Source organism: Rhizobium sp. Leaf311, from assembly GCF_001423445.1.
In the GTDB taxonomy this organism is placed as follows: domain Bacteria; phylum Pseudomonadota; class Alphaproteobacteria; order Rhizobiales; family Rhizobiaceae; genus Agrobacterium.
This window is the reverse complement of the sequence record NZ_LMNZ01000024.1, coordinates 59684-77418: the sequence shown is the minus strand read 5'-3', so window position 1 is coordinate 77418 and position 17735 is coordinate 59684. Positions and strand designations below refer to the sequence as shown.

Here is a 17735-nt window from a genome sequence, read left to right as displayed (position 1 = left end):
CGTCGACGCGACCCTGCTTTGGGCTCTGGCGCTGATTCTTGCGATGGCGTTTATGCGCCATCTCGGTTGTTGGCCCACCCTGCGGGCTGAGAATTCCAGACTAGGGAAAAGAGAACTGAATTCTGCAATTTCATTCGAGGCTTAGACTCGCAGACATGACCAATCTCGCTGACCTCATTTGTTCAATGCCAAAGGCTGAACTGCACGTCCATCTCGAAGGTTGCATCACACCTGAACAGGCCATCGCGATAGGGAAACGAAACGGCGTTGATCTGTTCGAAAGCTTAGAAGCCGCGCTGTCGGCTTACTCTGTGTCGTGTCTAGAGGAATTCTTAGAGATCTTCGTAAAGGTATCGGAGGTCCTGCTACATGTTGAAGACTTCGCCGAGGTCGCGTCAGCCTATTTCGACAGTGCTGCGGCACAGGGCGTCCGCCATGTCGAGCTGATGTTCGATCTACAAGCTCACACCAGACGCGGGGTTCCGATTGCGACCGTCCTTGAAGGCCTTGCTAAGGCACGGAGGCATGCGACCCGTAGCGGTCTTTCCACCTTACTTATCGTAAATTTCATGCGCGAACGGAGCGAGAAGGAAGCCATAGAGCTGCTGTCCTCTTTGGTGCCCTACCGATCCCAAATCGTAGCGCTTGGCATCGACTCGGCCGAAACAGGCCATCCGCCTCGGAAGTTCACTCGCCTCTTTCGGGAAGCGCGCGCGATGGGGCTTAAGCTCGTGGCTCATGCTGGGTTTGAAGGCCCACCAACCGACATCGAGGAAGCGATGGACCTTCTTCAGGTTGATCGGGTGGACCACGGCAATCGAGTCTACGAAAGGCCTGAACTAGCCCGTCGGCTTGGCAGCGCGCACGCCGCCATAACGGTTTGCCCACTCGCTGAGGTCAACTTAGGAGTGATCGCATCACTCGCTGAGCATCCCATTCGCCAGATGCTTCTGGACGGCATGCGACCTTCCGTGCATTCAGATGACCCTGCTTGGTTTGGCTCTATTACGGAGAACTACACTTCACTTGTGAAGGAGCGCGCATTGACCCCTTCGGAGGTCTTTGAGCTGGCTCGCAACAGTTTCACGACGAGCTTCCTTCCCGCATCGTCGGTGAGCTCCCATCTCGCGGAGCTGGATGCAATGGCTGAGAGTAATATGCGGAGCCAATGAACGCATTTCAGCAGGCGTCGATTCGTGTTGTAAACCGCTGCAAGGATGAGAGGTCTTTGATTGAGACTTGGATCAACGTCCCCGATTGGCGCTTCTGAGCCATGCCGGCTGTCGGCCGGAGGCGGACTTTCGGGCTTCGCAACGGGACTTTCGCTAGTCTCCGACATCACGTAACGCGTTCCGCGTATAAGCCCATTCCTCCGCCATCAGGTCGATAAAGCGTCGAACTTTCGCCGACAGGTAGCGCTTACTTGGATAGACCACGATAATCGGGATCGTTTGCGTTTCGAACGCTGTCAGCACGGGTTCAAGGCGTCTGCCAGCGACGGCATCGTTGACCAGAAAGCTGGGAAGATAGGCCACTCCCATCCCGGCAATAGCGGCATCGCGTATCGCTTCGCCGCTATCGAGGCGGAGCCGGCCGCCTCCGCCAACCGTTGACCAAGTGCCATCAATCTCTCGCAACCGCCATGGCTGTTTGCGTGATCCGCTTTTGAATGACAGGCAGTCGTGTGATGCCAGGTCCTCAGGAGTTTCCGCCCGGCCGCGCCTGTCGAGATAGGCAGGTGACGCACATATGATGCTACTGTACTCGGCGACGACCCGAGAAATCAGCCGCGTGTCCGTTCCGCTGGTCCCGATCCGAACGGCCAGATCAAAACCGTCTTCTACCAGATCGGCAATACGGTCGCTGAAGTTTACGTCGACCTGCAGATGGGGCCACTCTTTCATGTACCGATACAGCAAGGGAAGGACGTGCGTGCGCCCGAAAGCTTCCGGCATTGTCATCCGTAACACTCCCGTGGGTATTGCGCTTTTCTGCCCGACGCTGGCTTCTGTTTCTTCCAGCAGGCTGACGACTCGCGAGCAATGCTCGTAAAACACACGGCCATCGTCCGTGACACTCAGCTTGCGTGTCGTTCGATAGAGAAGACGGACGCCGAGGCGGGTTTCCAGTCGCGTGACGGCCTTGCCGACGGCCGACCGCGTCAAGCCAATCGCCTGCGCACCGCCGCTGAAGCTTCCGGCATCGACGACGGCGATGAATGCAAATATCTCGTCCAGATTTGTACGCATAGCTCTAACTGCCGCAGTTGCCCGTCACCAGAGACGGGAAATTCATTCCCCAATCGTGCAGCTATTGTGAATTCTGGTCCCGCGTCAAGTCGATGCCGGACGTCCACCACGAATGAGGTTCACAATGCCAATTACTCACGCCGTCCAGCAGCGCATCGACGCCTGGAACGCAGCGTCCTCGTCTTTCGGTCCCCTGTTGATGGGGCAGCCGGGGGACTGGGCCGTCGAGAGAGAAAAGTATGACGCAGTCCTCGCCCAGCACCCGACGCCGGACGGCGTGTCGTTCAGTCCGATCGATATGGGCGGGGTCGCAGCCACGGTAGTCACGCCCGAGGATGCAGAAGAAGGCAGAGTTTTGCTGTACATCCATGGCGGCGGCTACACCGCGGGAAGTCCTGCGGCCTACCACGGCCTGGCCGGACACTACGCGAAGCTTCTGAAAGCCATGGTCTACATGCCGGATTACAGGCTAGCGCCGGAACATCCTTTTCCAGCCGCAATCGATGATACACTGGCATCCTACAAGTGGCTGCTCGACAATGGGCATGACCCCAAATCGATTGCATTCTCCGGAGATTCAGCCGGTGGCGCAATGGTCGTGTCGGTTATGGTCGCTGCCCGCAATGCCGGACTTGCGCTTCCGGCGGCTGGCGTTGCAATCTCTCCGTGGGCAAATCTTGAGCATTCGGGGTCGTCTATGACGACGCGCGACGGGATCGATCCCACTGTCAGTCTTGCCGGACTTGACTTGATGGCAAAGGCCTTTCTTAACGGCGCTTTGAAAAACAATCCGGATGCGTCACCCGTGTTTGCGGATGTGCGCGGACTGCCGCCGATCCTGGTCCAGATTGGTGAGAGCGAGGTGATGCTCAGTGATGCAATGCGGTTGGCCACGCATCTCGCTGAAAACCGCGTCCGCGTGTCCCTGGAAGTCTGGCCCGGCATGTTTCATGTATGGCATATGTTTGCGGCCATTCTGCCGGAAGGAATGCATGCCCTGAAAGGTGCCGCGGTCTTTCTGCAAGAAGCACTGAGCGCAGACGCTGCGCAAAAATTTTAAAGCTGGAAGAGGGCAAGGGCTGGAGCTTTGGCTCCGGCCCGAACCACGCGCACGAATGGTGACCAGAATGTCGCCTTTTGGCGCAAAGCAGTCGCCACAACTGAGGAAGCTAAAGCCGAAGAGGGAGTTCCATCACTCGCCCCCTCCCTACCCTTGTAACCCGGCCCAGCCGGTCCGGTGGGGGCTGATCGTCGGAGCCAGTGTCGCATTTCTAACGGGCCAGCGGCATCGCATCTCTAATAAGCTTTGACATTTTAAATCATTGAAGGAAAACGATAAATTTTTAAATTTTTCTCATCAGTCTGTCCATTATTCGACGCGCGGCGGAACGCATTGTCTTCAAGATCCATGGTCGGTGATTAAGCGCCAACAGTGAGCGGTTCGGAGACGCCCAATCCCGCTTCTTGTGATCACGTACTGAAGCGGGTCGGGATCTGTGCCAATCGCCCCCGAACGGGTCGGCTAGCGACTTGTTGCCGCTCCGGTCGAGCACCCTTTTTGTCTCCGGCGCGACTGCAAATGCGTTGCTGCACCTTGACCGCGCCACCTTTGCGAATGAGATTTACACTAAAACACTTTGTGAGAACACATGCCTTTTTTCCTCGTGACGCAGACATCGCTGATTGAAGCTCAAGATGAGCAGCAGGCCGCTCAAAAGAGCATCGGCCGCCTTCGCTCTGGGGGAGAGGTCAGCGTCGCGGTCAAATCGGATGAAACAACGATCACGCACGTTATGATCGCTGCAGTGGCCGAAGAGCCTCTGGCGGTCTCGCCATTCGCTGCCGCCGATGCAAAGCGTGCTGCTGTTGCTATCGCCGACGCTAGTCTCGCTGCACCGGAAACCAGAAAGCTAATCCTAAAGCGTATGCTCGCGGATGGTCTGGCTCTTCTTGGGCGCCGAACGTAGTCTCGTTTTCGAAAATCGAGCCTCACTAGTCTACCCTCTTTGAGCGTCGCTTCGACCTGATAGTGGGGATCGACGAAGAAAGGCGGGAAGTTGAACCTTTCGCGGATCGGTCCTCCTGCCGAAGCTGTAGCTCAACCGCCGCCTGCGTCATCACTTGGAGACCTCGTGCGATGTCAGTAGCCAGCTTTCCCATTATCTACGTTTCAGAGCGTCGGGTTTCGGTTCGCAGGATCAGTTGCCTTCGATGATGAACGGCTTGGTCTGCTGACGCACCGATCTTCCCGGCTGCGATCGGAGAGCGCAACGATGTCGCACCAGGCGCGGCAGGCAAGCCGGGCGACCCGTTCCTCAAGCTAAGCAGGCGTTGACCACGGGACGGGCGGAGTATCCGCCAAACTGCCATTCTTCTGATGCCCAAATGCGGTGAGTGCCAGTGCCATATCCCTTTACTAAGCGTTTCCGGCAACCCACCTGCGGGCTCGATGAGGCATGTCTGACCGGAGACCGGCTGCGCCTCGATCTTTTTCCCGCAACGACAAGGCTCAGATTTCTTACCCCGGAGCCCTACAGGCTCCTCCTCGCCCACTAACAAATCTGCGACTTGCCGCCCTTCATCTCATTGCGGCCTTATCAGGTGCGGTCCGATCGTCACCGGTCCCTGCGACAGCCATCGAGGCCGCGATGGGCGCGGCCCGAACACCAGAAAAGGAATATGACAATGGCAACCATCGGCACCTTCACCTCCACCGAAAACGGCTTCTGCGGCTCCATCCGCACTCTCGCCCTCAACGTCAAGGCCCGCATCGCTCGGGTCGAGAACCTCTCCGACAAGGGCCCGCAGTTCCGCGTCTACGCCGGCAGCGTCGAGCTAGGCGCCGCTTGGCAGAGGACCTCAGAGCAAGGCCGCGACTACCTCTCGGTCAAGCTCGACGATCCGAGCTTCCCGGCTCCGATCTACGCGATGCTCGCCGAGGTCGAAGGCGAGGAAGGCCTCCAGCTCATCTGGTCCCGCCTGAACCACGACTGATCAGGATCATGAGGCTCCGCCACTGGCGGAGCCTTCTTTGCTACCGAGAGATCAAATCTTGATCAGGCGTTGAGCCGAGTCCGGCTTTTGAGGTGGCATACGGTGAGCAGGAAGCTGCTCAGAATGTATGATTGTGCCGAGCGGCGGCACCGGTCTCAAGGATGAGCGGTGCCCCCAATTTGCTTCACCCAACTTTGAGGGCAACTGCCACAAATCGGCTCCCCCCTCCCCTGCTTTGCCGGTCGCTGGCGCGATCCGTGGCCTTGCCATCCCCTCCCGGACTGGTCGCTCATAGTTCACAGAAGTCGAGGAGAAGAACATGACCCACGAAGTCGAAATCCAGATCCAAGACTACGGCCTTTTCTGATCAGGACGCGACGCTTGCGGCTATGTCGGTCGACATCACGGTCGGGCCCCGCTTGTATCTCTATGGGACCTTCGTTAATCAGCTTGGGCATCCTGTCCGTGGCGCTGTTGCCAAGTGCCGGCTCCACGAGCACTTTGGCTCGCCTACCTCCAGCGTGTCGATTTTTGGCGATGCAAATCTTCTGTCGGTTTAGCCAAATCGTGTCTCCGTCGACGACGCAGGCCATACGCGAGACCGCAGCGCATTTTGGAATCGGAGGTTTACCTCGAATCTGTTGTCGCTCAAGTAATCTGGATGTTAATTGACGCGTTGAATGCTGAAAACGCCACTACCAACGCCAACAAGGTGGCTCGGATTGACTTCGACGTTCGCCTGTCAGCACCCACTCCTGATCTCGCCTTAATCCTTACCCTTCAATGTCACAAGCCCTGCGTCATCTGCGAGAGGGCGCCTGATAGGCCACTGATGAGTAGCCGCGACGCTTCTTCTGACGGAGAAGCTCGAAAAACAGATCGACGGCCTCCTGCTCAGTCTCAAAATGGTGACTCATCGTCTGGCCACGCGTTCCGATACGACCCCAACGTCGCATCAGGCAAGCTTCCCCAAACAGGTTTGGCTCGATGGAAATCGCATAGAAGCGAGCCATGTTTCGCGTGGAGTCTGTGCGCTCGATATACAGGTTATAGGGCTGGATGATCATGTCGCCATGATCGTGTTTCTTGGAATCTTCGTCCAACGATAGTTTTGAATCGCTCGGGGGTGATTGATTCATTTTCGTGATCTGGCGATGCAGTCGTTTTTGGGCGGTCCGCCTCCGGCGTACGGGTCTAAGCGCTGTTGCGAACGAAGTCCGCGTTCGATCTTCGCTATTTGCCAAGCCATCACTTACGCGGTGATGGAAGTCTTCGACGGACTGACCGAAGGGTATCCGACGAGTAAACAACTTTCTCAAGCAGAATGCCTCGGTCAGGGGCAGTCGGTCCCGGCTTCCGCTGACGCGGCGCTATGCTAAGCCTCCTGCGGCTGCCCGATATCCGACCGAAGCATGACGAGAATTCCCGAAATCACGCCCTAGCGGTCGTCGCTATGCTGATTTCTCCGATGCTCATATTTTGAATGGCGAGGCACTGCGCGCAACGAGAATCTACTTTGCTCAACGCAAGCTTTCATATCGTTTCGCCGGAACCAGATGGCGCGACCGCAGCGTAGCGGCGGGTTTCCCGCCGTGAAGACGATCTGCTCGTCAGCTCTCATCCGCAGCACTTCATACGGCTGGATGAGCGGCCGAGCGGCAACCTGCTTTGACCGGGTCCGTGAAGACCCGCGCGACTGGAAGCTACGGCTGACCTGATCGATCTCGACGGTCGTCATGCCGCAGCGGCGAGAAATATACTCTGCTGTTTCCGGATCGTTGATTGCGGCAAAGCTGATCCAGCTCGCGCTCTCGAACCACTTGCTGGACGCGTCGGGGCCGCCGTAGGTTTCGCGCAACTGGCCGATCGACTGGTAGATCATCGTCAGCGTGATGCCATACTTGCGGCCAGCGTCCCGCGCGGTCTCCAGAATGCGCATATAGCCGAGGCGGGCAACCTCATCGAGCAGGAAGAGCGTGCGCCCGTCCATCGCGCCATCTCGATTATAGATCGCGTTCAGGAATGAGCCGATCACGACACGCGCCAATCCGCTATGGCTCTCCAGCGTCTTCAAGTCGATGTTGATGAACACATCCGTCGTGCCGGATGCGATGTCCTCGGTTCGAAATGTCGAGCCCGAGACAAGCGACGCATAGTTCTGGTAAGAAAGCCAGTGTGTTTCCTTGATGGTGTTGGCGTAGACGCCGGAGAACGTTTCCGGCGTCATGCTGACGAATGCGGCGACGTTCTCTTTCACGAAGCCCGATTCCGAATTGTCGTAGATATCCTGAAGGCGCTGTCGGAGTTTCGGCTCGGGCTCCGATAGATTGCTGCGCACCTGGCGCAGCGTCTGCTGTTCCGCCGGCGTATGCCCAGACAGGCAAACGTCGGCGATGATTGCGGTCAGGAGCTGCAAGCCAGAGGCACGAAAGAAATCGTCTCGGACCCCGCTCACGCGACCGCTATCGCTCATGATCCATGATGCGACCGAGGCGATATCCTCCTCTTTGGTGCCGCCATACTGGCCAACCCAGTCGAGGGCGTTGAAGCCCGTCGAGGGTTTGCGCGGATCGAGAATCCTGACACGCCGGCCTGCCTCTTCACGATGTTGCGAAACCATGGGTGCGACCTCGTTCGACGGATCGAGCACGATGAGCGATCCGCCCCACTTCAACGCTGTCGGGATCGTCACCGAGGTCGTTTTATAACCGCCCGATCCTGCGAAGACGATGCCATGCGAGGAACCGAACGATCCGTCGAAACAAAGCAGCGACGACTTGCCACCTGCACCCCAGGTTTCAGTCGTATCGGCACGGAAAGAGATGGCGGCAGCACTGTCACGGTCGACGCGATACCGCTCACCGACGACGATGCCGCCTGTCGTCGGGAACAGCTTTTCGGCTTCACCAAGTGTCATCCAGTCGGCCTCGCCGTGCAATGCGCGTTTACCAACAATGCGCTTCGGTTTAGGCCGTGCAAATGCGGCGTTGCCGACCATCGCCACCCGAACTGCAAAGCAGCCTGAAATCAGTGCAGCGGTCGCGCCGATCACAGTCGAGGGATCGAGATAGGATAGCGCGGACTTTCCGGCTGGGACTTGGGGTGAAAGCACTGCCAGGCGTATTCCTTCACGCAAGCACGCCATTAGAATGACCACAGCATTGCCGATAGTGGCCCCAAGGCCTACAGCGCGAATGCTCGCCGATCCCGCCGTTCCGAACAGGAAAATCAGGCCGAGCATCGACGCCGCCGTATAGGGTGCGGCGACCCCTACTCGTTCAAGAGTAAGCCTTGCCGCTTCGGTCTTTCCTAACCCGGCCAGCCATGTCTCGATGCCGGTCATTGCGTACATGGCAGCGCTCATCACGGCCACAGGCAGAATAACGAGAACGACCCTATTCGCCTTCATTGCCGAACGCCTCTGCCCCGATTGCTGTCAGTCGTGATCGCTCGTTATCGTCGGACTTCAGCCGTTTCTGCAGGTCGATCAAAGCGCCGAGCAGAAGCGCGCGCTTCTCGAAGCGAAGGCCGGCTTTGACGATCAGGCCGCCAAGCTCGATCTTGTCACGCGTTTCCTTCTTCCGGGCATCGGACGTTGCGTTCCTGCTCATCCTCTCAAGCCTCACTAGGGATGCCCGAATTCGCGCCAGACGCGGGCGCTTCGGACTGCTCATTGCCCGTGCTGCTTTCCCCTGCCCCTTTCGGTCCGCTTGTGCCGGCCTTGCCTCCGCGAAAGCGTTTCGTCAGTTCCTCGAACGCCACCTGCAAATCCGTCTCGTTGATCTCGATCTCGCCAAGGCCTGCCCGCAGTGCGATGCGACCGATACGCTCGGCCTCTCTCGTTTCCGCGTATTTAAGCTGCTCCTGGAGCTTGGCAATTTCTTCACGGATTTTGGAGGATGGCTTCTTCATCTCTGGATTGTCCCTGTTGCGGCATGACGTGGTTCATGCAGCCAGAGTCGTTCAGATCGGCGTGCCGATCTACTAACAGAAATGCGAGTAGGCGGAGCCTACGCTTTTGAGCATCATCCCGACCGTTCGCAAGGACGGATCCGAAGGGCGCAATTATACGTCGCTGATGCGACGCTCTGCTTCAAGGCTCTGGCGGGGCCTTCCGCTCCTCACGAACACGTTGGTTTTGTTCGATCGAAGGAGTTTCTCTGGTCATGGCCGTCCCGCATTTCTCAGTCAGCATCGTTGCGCGCGGCTCCGGCCGCAGTGCCGTGCTGTCGGCGGCCTATCGGCACTGCGCTCGGATGGACTACGAGCGGGAAGCCCGCACCATCGATTACACTCGCAAGCAGGGGCTGCTGCATGAGGAGTTTGTCATTCCTGGAGGCGCTCCGGAATGGCTGCAATCGTTGATTGCCGATCGGTCTGTCGCCAGCGCGTCGGAAGTCTTCTGGAACAAGCTTGAGGACTTCGAAAAGCGGTCGGACGCACAGCTTGCCAAGGACATCACCATCGCCTTGCCGATCGAGCTGTCAGCCGAGCAGAACATAGAGCTCGTCAGGGACTTTGTGGCGCGGCACATAACGGCCGATGGCATGGTGGCCGATTGGGTTTTCCACGATGCGCCGGGCAATCCGCACATCCATCTGATGACGACGCTGCGTCCACTGACTGAAGACGGTTTTGGTTCGAAGAAGGTCGCTGTTACCGGACCAGATGGTCAACCGCTTCGCAACCATAGCGGCAAGATCGTCTACGAACTCTGGGCCGGTGGGCTTGAGGACTTCAATACTTTTCGCGACGGATGGTTCGCCTGCCAGAACCGGCATCTGACGCTCGCCGGCCTCGAGATCAGGGTCGATGGCCGCTCCTTCGAGAAGCAGGGCATCGATCTGACGCCGACCATCCATCTCGGCGTCGGCACGAAGGCGATCGAGAGGAAAGCAGTCAGTGGGAATGGACCTGCGGGGGAAAAAGCTGCGCTCGAACGACTGGAGTTGCAGGAAGAGCGACGGGCTGAGAACGCCCGTCGGATCCAGCGTCGTCCGGAGATCGTGCTTGATCTTATCACGCGAGAGAAGAGTGTCTTCGCCGAACGCGACGTCGCCAAGGTCCTGCATCGCTATATCGATGATGCGGGCCTCTTCCGAAGCTTGATGGCGCGCATCCTGCAGTCCCCCGAGACCCTTCGGCTTAATCGCGAGCGAGTGGACTTTGCGACCGGGATTCGGGCGCCGGCAAAATACACGACACGCGAACTGCTCCGTCTCGAAGCCGAGATGGCCAACCGGGCGATCTGGCTCTCGCAGCAGTCGTCGCATGGCGTCCGGCCGACCGTACTTGAGGCGACGTTTGGACGTCACGAACGGCTGTCCGAAGAGCAGAAGGCCGCCATCGAACACGTTACCGGTGGAGAGCGGATCGCCGCCGTGATCGGCCGCGCTGGCGCCGGTAAGACAACGATGATGAGGGCTGCACGCGAGGCATGGGAGGCGGCCGGCTATCGTGTGGTCGGTGGCGCGCTTGCCGGCAAGGCAACAGAAGGACTGGAGAAGGAAGCCGGCATCGTCTCGCGCACGCTGTCCTCCTGGCAACTCCGCTGGAGCCAGGGTCGCGTGCAGCTCGACAAAAAGACTATCTTCGTTCTGGACGAGGCCGGCATGGTATCGTCGCGGCAAATGGATTTGTTCGTGGAAGCTGTCACCAGAGGCGGCGCCAAGCTCGTGCTCGTCGGCGATACGGAGCAGCTTCAGCCGATCGAAGCGGGTGCCGCCTTCCGCGCCATCGCCGATCGCATCGGCTATGCCGAACTCGAAACCATCTATCGCCAGCGCGAGCAATGGATGCGCGACGCATCGCTCGATCTCGCGCGTGGCAATGTCGGCAAAGCCCTCGCAGCCTATCAGTCTAACGGCAAGATGATTGGCTCAGAGCTGAAGGCCGATGCGGTCACCAACCTCATCTCGGACTGGAACCGCGAATACGATCCTGCCAAGTCCACGTTGATCCTGGCGCACCTGCGCCGTGACGTCCGAATGCTGAATGAACTGGCGCGCGCCAAGCTAATCGAGCGCGGCATCATTGAGCAGGGATTTGTGTTCAATACCGCCGATGGTAACCGCAACTTTGCAGCCGGTGACCAGATTGTCTTTTTGAAAAACGAAGGGGCGATCGGCGTCAAGAACGGCATGCTGGGCACGGTGGTGGAAGCAGCACCCGGGCGCCTCGTGGCCGTCATCGGCGAGGGTGAGCACCTGCGCCAGGTTATCGTTGAACAGCGCTTCTACAACAATGTCGATCATGGTTATGCCACTACGGTGCACAAAAGCCAGGGCGCGACGGTAGACCGGGTTAAGGTGCTGGCGTCCCTCTCGCTGGATCGTCACCTCACCTATGTGGCGATGACCCGCCACCGTGAGGATCTCGGCGTCTATTATGGTCGCCGATCTTTCACCAAGGCTGGCGGTCTGGTCGAGATCCTGTCGCGCAGGAATTCCAAAGAAACGACGCTCGATTACGCCGGCGGCAGCATCTACCGGCAGGCACTGCGCTTTGCCGAGGCGCGCGGCCTTCACATCGTTGACGTTGCCAGAACCGTCGCGCGTGACCGTCTCGAATGGACGATCCGGCAGAAGCAAAAGCTGTTCGCTCTCGCCGGTCGGCTCACGGCCATCGGCACCAAGCTCGGCTTCGCCTCCTCGACGGCCAGCGCAATTCGAATGTTAGCAAAGGAGACCAAACCCATGGTGGCCGGGATCACCACCTTCCCGAAATCGATCGACCAAACCGTCGAGGATAAGCTCGCCGCAGACCCAGCGCTCAAGAAGCAATGGGAAGAAGTCTCGATGCGCTTCCATTACGTCTACGCGCAGCCGGAAAGCGCCTTCAAAGCCGTCAACGTCGATGCGATGTTGCGCGACCAGGCAGCTGCGGAAAAGACCATCGCCAGGATTGCCAGCAAGCCTGAAACCTTTGGCGCTCTTAAGGGCAAGACGGGTCTACTTGCCAGCCGCGGCGACAAGATTGACCGGGACAGGGCGCTGAAGAATATCGCGCCACTCGCCGACAGCATCAGCGATTATCTCCGCCAGCGTGGCGATGCCGAACGGCGAAATCACGCCAAGGAGCTTGCGGTCCGCAGGCAGGTCGCGCTGGAGATCCCTGCCCTCTCGTCTAATGCGAAAAGCGTGCTGGAGCGCGTCCGTGACGCCATTGACCGCAACGACCTGCCGTCGGGGCTCGAATATGCGCTTGCCGACAAGATGGTGAAGGCCGAACTCGAAGGTTTCGCCAAGGCAGTCACCGAACGCTTCGGAGAAAGAACGTTCCTGTCCCTCGCAGCGAAGGATACCACCGGTGAGGCCTTCCAGCGCGTGACGTCTGGCATGAACGCCGCCCAGAAGAGTGAGGTGCAGCAGGCCTGGAACTCGATGAGGACGGTGCAGCAACTCTATGCCCACGAGCGCAACGTGACGGCACTCAAACAAACTGAAGCAATTCGGCAGACAAGGTCTCAGGGGCTCACTCTCAAATGAAGATGCGTCATCGACAGAGAGTGCTGCGGCGCATGAAGCGGCTCGTCTGGTTCTATCGGATCAGCAGCGTCAGCCTGTTAACGCTTGGCCTCATTGTGCTGCTCGGAGGGGCAGGTTTTCGGGTCAATCTCACACCGAGCGAGCCCCTGGGTCTGTGGCGGATCGTCAAGCCCAATCGTCCGATCTTGGTCGGTGATCTGGTCTTCATTTGCCCACCGGACACCGACGCAATGCGCGAGGCGCGGGCGCGTGGATATCTACGCTTCGGCCTCTGCGCCGACCGCGTGGCGCCGCTGATCAAGACGGTTGTGGCGACGTCCGGACAGGTGATCGAGATTCATGAAGATGTACGCATCGATGGTCGGCCACTCCGTCACTCGCGCGTTGCACGGACGGACGGCCAGAGGCGTGAGATGGTGCACTACGATGGTGGTGTCGTACCGCCCGGCGCGGTCTTTCTCCATTCCGAGTTCCCGGGTTCATTCGACAGCCGGTACTTCGGTCCTCTGCCGATGGATGGCATCCTTGGATTGGCGCATGAGGTTTGGACCTATGCACTGTGATTTCTTCCGAACGGGTGTCCTCGTCGCATTATCTGCCAGCGCCGGATGGATCGGTTGGAGTGGTCATGCGCTCCTTCTCCCCGTCGCAGGTGCCTTCCCCGTGCTTTGGTGCCTTGCACGGACGCGACTTCAGGCGGCCTTGATCTCCGCAGCGTATTTCCTCGCTGCATCGCGTGGACTACCGCGGGGCGTGGCGAACTTCTATGGTCAGGATATCTGGCCGGGACTTCTGCTCTGGTTCGTCGCATCTTCCGCGTATGTGGCAGTCCATGTGTTGCTCTGGACCAATCGCGAGGGCTGGCAGAAATCTTTGCGATACATCGCGGCGTGTCTGGTGATGGCGGTGCCACCTTTTGGCATTCTAGGATGGGCACATCCGATCACCGTTGCGGGTATTCTGTTTCCCGGCTGGGGATGGTGGGGTCTAGCCGTGATGGCAGCCGGCCTGGGCGTCATGACAACGCGATACAGGCCGGCTGCAGCCATGGCCATGATAGGCTTCTGGCTCTGGTCCGCCGCTCAGTGGACGCCGCCAAATCTACCTGCGTCGTGGACGGGTGTCGACCTCAAAATGGGCGCATCTCTAGGACGCGAAGGTGGTCTTAACCGGCAAAAGGAGCTGATCGACGTTGCTCTTGCCCAACCGACGGGCACAACCGTTGTGCTGCCGGAAAGTGCTCTCGGTTTCTGGACGCCGACGGCTGCTCGCTTCTGGCAGAAAGCGCTCACCGGGACCGATATCACGGTCATCGCTGGAGCGGCACTCATCGATGGTCGCGGCTACGACAACGTGCTCGTGACGATATCCGCTGAGAGGACAGAGATTCTCTACCGGGAGCGAATGCCGGTGCCCGGATCGATGTGGCAGCCGTGGAGAGCCTGGATTGGTGGTGATGGTGAATCTGGCGCGCGGGCCCATTTCTTCGCCAATCCCGTCGTTGAGGTTGCCAGCGCAAAAGTCGCGCCGCTGATCTGCTACGAACAACTCCTCGTCTGGCCGGTTTTGCAATCGGCCTTTCACCGCCCCGACGTTATCATTTCAGTGGGAAACGGTTGGTGGATCGCGGGGACGTCGATCATCGACATTCAACGGGCGAGCAGCGAGGCCTGGACCCGCCTTTTTGATCTCCCTCTTGTCATCTCTTTTAACCTTTGAAACATGGAGCTCACATGCTTGATGCTGCGTTGATCAAAGGATGTACCGATCCTTTCTTGAAACCTGCAGTCGTTGAGCAGTTCGTCCAGGCGGTAGGGTCGGACGATCCGCTTGCCATAACGGTGAAGTCCGGTGGCCGTCTGATCCTCATTCCCAAGCCGAAAACACCCGAGGAAGCGATCGAGATCGTTCGTAAGAACATTGCTGGCTCTATCGTACGGGTTGGTCTTACCCAGATCCCAGCGGGCATAGGGATTAAGGACGCGTCGGAGCTGAAGGTGGATTTGGTCGATCCCTGCGCCAATCTGCGGATGGGCACAGGGATGTTCGCCAAGATCCTCCGCATCGTTGCAAAGTGGTATAGAAATCCGACAAGCGAAGAGGTTTTCCCACAGCTGTTCGATGACGCTGTCCACGCTTGGCGTACCGGTAAGTTCGAGGGTGGGAGTGTGTTTCAGGCTGAGGATCCGGGTGGGGCGGTCGTGCAGCGTTCGGAGGTGACGACCGAAAATACTGGCAAAGGCGAAGATTCACTGGCTAAGAAGCCGGAGGATGCCAGTATTCGGATCGATCTGAAGAGGATCGAGGATAGGATGCGACCATGATTAAGAATGGACGCGTGATGAATTAAAAATGGACGGAACACGACTTTAAAATTGACGCGATCGGTTGCGGGGCTCGGCAGCGGAGCCGATTCCTTAAGTGAGGCTACCTCTAGTTTCTGTAAGCCTTCGGAAAGACAATATCTTGATCTACCAGAACATTGAATTTGTAGCCCGGCCGGATCCTGACGGTCGGCTGGACATTAAGATTCTTTGAAATTGTCTGCTCGGTCACTCTTCCGAAACTTTCGGCAAAATTCCTGCGTGCCGCATCAGAGGCCGTATCCTGTGTGGCCAGTGTCGAGCTCTCCGGCATCGACATATCGATCCCTGTGCCGATGATGGCGACAAGCGCGGCGGACCCAAAGGTGCGCCAAAAGTGACGATCAACCTTGTCTTTAAAACCTCCATACCCCTCGGCATCCGTGCCGGACATGCCGCCGATCTGAAGTGTCGACCCGTTGGGGAAAATCAGGTCGGTCCAAACGACGAGTACGCGCTCCTGGCCGAAAGATACCTTGGAGTCATAGCGACCAAATAGCTTCGCTCCCTGCGGGATGAGCAGCCAGTAGCCTGTGGCACTGTCGTAGACATTCTGGCTGACTTGCGCCGAAATCCTGCCCGGAAGATCTGAATTCAAGCCGGTGATCATCGTGGCCGGGATCACCGATCCACGCTTTAACTCGTAAGGCGAGAGCTGCGGCACCATCTGGTTCGGCAGGTAGCCAAGATCCTTGATGTCCTGATTGAAAAAGTCTTCCTTCGAAGTCTGACCGTTCTGGTCAACGTGCTGACCGAGCAGTCCGGACTCCATCGCGGCGCTATAGAGGTCGGATGCACTGTTCGTCGTGGCGTTGAGTGGTTGGCGGGCGTCGGTCTTGGTTTCGGAAGCGCTCTTCTGGACCTCGGCAACGTCAACCTTGAGCGGAGAATCAAGCGCTGTTGCCCGAGCCTGGAGGCTTGCCATCCTCTGACGCTGCGCTTCGCGAATGACCTGCTCGTCCTGCTCGCGCTTCAGCCGCGCCTTCCAGTCGGCTTCCGGCTCGAGCTGCGATCGCCGTTCCGTCAGGATCTCGTTTCGCCGCTCCACGACAGCATCTCTCACCGGCTCGCGTTCGACGATGACGTGCGTCGGCTGAAATACTTCTCGTTGCTCCGGTTCGCCTATGATCCCGTCCGTCACGCCTCGTTTCAGCTGATCGCCAAACGTTGTCGCCGGCGACGCGGAGGTGGTGTCGAGCTCGTTCCCACGGTTGAAGGAGAGACCGCGCCACGACAGGCCGACGATGACGACGCCGAAGAACAGAACGATGATGACAATCGCGATGATGATCGGCAGTTTATTTAGCCGCCGCATGCTCTGTTGATCGTCAGCATTGCACGTCGTGCCGAGCTGGAGCGATTGAACCATGCTCTCCCCTCCCCTCAGTTGCGCTGCATGATAGACAGTGGACTAGCCGGCGTCGCACCCGCAGAAGTCGCTGTATAGGCCCGACCGAGGGCGATGGCCGGCGTGCTGATCCGTGCAAGGACCTGCCCATCTAAGCTGTCGATCGACCACGCAACCTCGATCGGCTTCTGATCCTTGCCGACTTTTCCATCGGCGATAACCGTGTATCCCCATCCCTTCAGTGCAGCCTCAAGGGCAGCCGAATATTCAGAGGTGTCCTTGTCCATTTTGAGCGTTGTGGTACCGGCCGGGCCGACGTGTTCGGCAAGGCGGCTTGCCATGTCGCCGGCGATTGCGCTTGCGGTGGCGCCGGTGACCGCAATCGGTGTGGAGTTTGTGGTCAGGGTTTCATCCGCTGTCTGGCAACCGGGAAGGATGAAGGAGATGATAATAGCGGCGAGCGTCTTTCTCATAGGTCAGCCTCCCCGCCGGATCGTGATCTTCTGCTGGCGCCAACCGACCCCTGAGATGAGCACGGCCTTGTCGACGGCGTAGTCGACGATCATCATGTCGTTCTTCATGCGATAGTTGACGATACGGTTCTGGCCGCCGCTGATAACGAACAGCACCGGCGCGTCCTGGCCGGAGATGGAGCGAGGAAACTGAATGTAGGTCTTGGCGCCGTCGGAATAGACGCGCTTCGGCCGCCATGAGGCGCCACCACTGATCGAGTAGGAGAAATTCAGCTTGTCGGGGGCGGTCCCCGGAATGCCCCCGGTCTCAAGCCGGGCGCTGATGTCGGCCAGCTTGGTCGACACCTCTTCCGGGTATTCGAAGCCGATCCGGGCCATGTATTGGCTGGGATGGGATTTGAGCTGGATATGGTAGGTCCGCCGGGACGTCGTCACGACCATAGACGTGATGAGGCCGGCCTCCGACGGCTTGACGATCAGATGGATCGCCTGCCCGCCAGTTGCACCCGACGTCGCCGGCTCGACTTTCCAACGGACGGTGTCACCGACAAGTACATCGCGGACGATCTCGCCGCCCTGCAGCTCGATATCGCAGACCTGAAGTGGCGAGCACACCACGGAGGGCTGGGTTTCGCCAAACAGAAAAATGACTTTGCCGTCTGGCCCGGTCGTCACCAGACCCGGCGTCCCCCGCCATTTCCGCGAGATATTAGTCCCCTTCACCTCGTTCGACGTCATGCTCTGCGCGACTGCGCAATCCGCAAAGACGAGGCCGGCCATGCAGCCGGCGGCCGCGATCAATCCTGTTCTGTGCATGTGAT

Annotated in this window: 16 protein-coding genes; 8 read left to right on the top strand and 8 right to left on the bottom strand. The window is 58.7% G+C overall.

All coding sequences use genetic code 11. The annotated features are described in order from the left end of the window. Positions 1-155: 155 nt before the first annotated feature. Positions 156-1172, top strand: coding sequence for an adenosine deaminase (gene add / locus ASF69_RS21690; RefSeq protein WP_062590575.1), 1017 nt, complete (start codon positions 156-158; stop codon positions 1170-1172). Positions 1173-1325: 153 nt separating this feature from the next. Here the strand turns inward: add and ASF69_RS21685 are convergent, their stop codons facing one another. Then, the gene (locus ASF69_RS21685) at positions 1326-2249 is read right to left on the bottom strand and encodes a LysR family transcriptional regulator (RefSeq protein ID WP_062590573.1); all 924 of its coding nucleotides are present in this window, start codon (positions 2247-2249) and stop codon (positions 1326-1328) included. A gap of 124 nt (positions 2250-2373) precedes the next feature. Between ASF69_RS21685 and ASF69_RS21680 the strand changes: the two genes are divergently transcribed. The 3 genes from ASF69_RS21680 (at position 2374) to ASF69_RS21670 (ending at position 5243) form a co-directional block, all read left to right on the top strand. Beyond that, positions 2374-3309 (top strand): alpha/beta hydrolase, encoded by a 936-nt coding sequence (locus tag ASF69_RS21680; protein ID WP_062590571.1) that lies wholly within the window; start codon positions 2374-2376, stop codon positions 3307-3309. Positions 3310-3898: 589 nt separating this feature from the next. Continuing rightward, positions 3899-4216 (top strand): hypothetical protein, encoded by a 318-nt coding sequence (locus ASF69_RS21675; RefSeq protein ID WP_062590569.1) that lies wholly within the window; start codon positions 3899-3901, stop codon positions 4214-4216. A 718-nt stretch (positions 4217-4934) separates the two neighbouring features. Beyond that, the gene (locus tag ASF69_RS21670) at positions 4935-5243 is read left to right on the top strand and encodes a DUF736 domain-containing protein (protein ID WP_062590567.1); all 309 of its coding nucleotides are present in this window, start codon (positions 4935-4937) and stop codon (positions 5241-5243) included. 800 nt (positions 5244-6043) lie between these two features. On the opposite strand, the gene ASF69_RS21665 is transcribed toward ASF69_RS21670, so the two are convergent. The 4 genes from ASF69_RS21665 to traC form a co-directional block, all read right to left on the bottom strand. Then, positions 6044-6382, bottom strand: a complete 339-nt coding sequence (locus ASF69_RS21665; protein ID WP_244475555.1) for a WGR domain-containing protein — start codon at positions 6380-6382, stop codon at positions 6044-6046. A 299-nt stretch (positions 6383-6681) separates the two neighbouring features. After that, positions 6682-8652 (bottom strand): Ti-type conjugative transfer system protein TraG, encoded by a 1971-nt coding sequence (gene traG, locus ASF69_RS21660; protein ID WP_082469824.1) that lies wholly within the window; start codon positions 8650-8652, stop codon positions 6682-6684. Beyond that, a complete protein-coding gene (locus tag ASF69_RS21655; RefSeq protein ID WP_062590565.1) occupies positions 8639-8854 on the bottom strand; it encodes a type IV conjugative transfer system coupling protein TraD in 216 nt (71 codons plus the stop codon). Before ASF69_RS21655 ends, traG begins: the two co-directional genes overlap by 14 nt. Positions 8855-8858: 4 nt before the next feature. Beyond that, positions 8859-9155, bottom strand: coding sequence for a conjugal transfer protein TraC (gene traC, locus ASF69_RS21650; RefSeq protein ID WP_062590564.1), 297 nt, complete (start codon positions 9153-9155; stop codon positions 8859-8861). 254 nt (positions 9156-9409) lie between these two features. Here traC and traA point away from each other — a divergent pair, with 254 nt between their 5' ends. From traA to ASF69_RS21630, 4 genes are read left to right on the top strand one after another with little or no spacing between them, the layout of a single operon-like run. Next, positions 9410-12730, top strand: a complete 3321-nt coding sequence (traA, locus tag ASF69_RS21645) for a Ti-type conjugative transfer relaxase TraA (protein ID WP_062590562.1) — start codon at positions 9410-9412, stop codon at positions 12728-12730. Between the two features lie 32 nt (positions 12731-12762). Next, positions 12763-13293: a conjugative transfer signal peptidase TraF gene (traF, locus tag ASF69_RS21640; protein ID WP_082469823.1), complete on the top strand. Its 531-nt coding sequence runs from the start codon at positions 12763-12765 to the stop codon at positions 13291-13293. Next, positions 13283-14449 (top strand): conjugal transfer protein TraB, encoded by a 1167-nt coding sequence (locus ASF69_RS21635; protein ID WP_062590558.1) that lies wholly within the window; start codon positions 13283-13285, stop codon positions 14447-14449. Before traF ends, ASF69_RS21635 begins: the two co-directional genes overlap by 11 nt. Before the next feature lie 14 nt (positions 14450-14463). Beyond that, positions 14464-15054: a TraH family protein gene (locus ASF69_RS21630; RefSeq protein WP_062590557.1), complete on the top strand. Its 591-nt coding sequence runs from the start codon at positions 14464-14466 to the stop codon at positions 15052-15054. 109 nt (positions 15055-15163) lie between these two features. On the opposite strand, the gene trbI is transcribed toward ASF69_RS21630, so the two are convergent. Genes trbI through trbG form a run of 3 tightly spaced genes read right to left on the bottom strand, consistent with a single transcriptional unit; the run spans position 15164 to position 17730 of the window. Then, positions 15164-16462: an IncP-type conjugal transfer protein TrbI gene (trbI, locus tag ASF69_RS21625; RefSeq protein WP_062590555.1), complete on the bottom strand. Its 1299-nt coding sequence runs from the start codon at positions 16460-16462 to the stop codon at positions 15164-15166. 14 nt (positions 16463-16476) lie between these two features. Further along, positions 16477-16914 (bottom strand): conjugal transfer protein TrbH, encoded by a 438-nt coding sequence (gene trbH, locus ASF69_RS21620; RefSeq protein ID WP_062590553.1) that lies wholly within the window; start codon positions 16912-16914, stop codon positions 16477-16479. Between the two features lie 3 nt (positions 16915-16917). Next, positions 16918-17730, bottom strand: a complete 813-nt coding sequence (gene trbG / locus ASF69_RS21615; RefSeq protein ID WP_062590550.1) for a P-type conjugative transfer protein TrbG — start codon at positions 17728-17730, stop codon at positions 16918-16920. Positions 17731-17735 lie beyond the last annotated feature (5 nt).

Bases quoted from the DNA above. Each gene is read 5' to 3' on its own strand.
- add (WP_062590575.1), top strand. From the start codon at position 156: ATGACCAATCTCGCTGACCTCATTTGTTCAATGCCAAAGGCTGAACTG.
- ASF69_RS21635 (WP_062590558.1), top strand. From the start codon at position 13,283: ATGCACTGTGATTTCTTCCGAACGGGTGTCCTCGTCGCATTATCTGCC.
- ASF69_RS21685 (WP_062590573.1), bottom strand. From the start codon at position 2,249: ATGCGTACAAATCTGGACGAGATATTTGCATTCATCGCCGTCGTCGAT.
- trbH (WP_062590553.1), bottom strand. From the start codon at position 16,914: ATGAGAAAGACGCTCGCCGCTATTATCATCTCCTTCATCCTTCCCGGT.
- ASF69_RS21655 (WP_062590565.1), bottom strand. From the start codon at position 8,854: ATGAGCAGGAACGCAACGTCCGATGCCCGGAAGAAGGAAACGCGTGAC.
- traF (WP_082469823.1), top strand. From the start codon at position 12,763: ATGAAGCGGCTCGTCTGGTTCTATCGGATCAGCAGCGTCAGCCTGTTA.
- trbI (WP_062590555.1), bottom strand. From the start codon at position 16,462: ATGGTTCAATCGCTCCAGCTCGGCACGACGTGCAATGCTGACGATCAA.
- traC (WP_062590564.1), bottom strand. From the start codon at position 9,155: ATGAAGAAGCCATCCTCCAAAATCCGTGAAGAAATTGCCAAGCTCCAG.
- traA (WP_062590562.1), top strand. From the start codon at position 9,410: ATGGCCGTCCCGCATTTCTCAGTCAGCATCGTTGCGCGCGGCTCCGGC.
- trbG (WP_062590550.1), bottom strand. From the start codon at position 17,730: ATGCACAGAACAGGATTGATCGCGGCCGCCGGCTGCATGGCCGGCCTC.
- ASF69_RS21670 (WP_062590567.1), top strand. From the start codon at position 4,935: ATGGCAACCATCGGCACCTTCACCTCCACCGAAAACGGCTTCTGCGGC.
- traG (WP_082469824.1), bottom strand. From the start codon at position 8,652: ATGAAGGCGAATAGGGTCGTTCTCGTTATTCTGCCTGTGGCCGTGATG.
- ASF69_RS21630 (WP_062590557.1), top strand. From the start codon at position 14,464: ATGCTTGATGCTGCGTTGATCAAAGGATGTACCGATCCTTTCTTGAAA.
- ASF69_RS21675 (WP_062590569.1), top strand. From the start codon at position 3,899: ATGCCTTTTTTCCTCGTGACGCAGACATCGCTGATTGAAGCTCAAGAT.
- ASF69_RS21665 (WP_244475555.1), bottom strand. From the start codon at position 6,382: ATGAATCAATCACCCCCGAGCGATTCAAAACTATCGTTGGACGAAGAT.
- ASF69_RS21680 (WP_062590571.1), top strand. From the start codon at position 2,374: ATGCCAATTACTCACGCCGTCCAGCAGCGCATCGACGCCTGGAACGCA.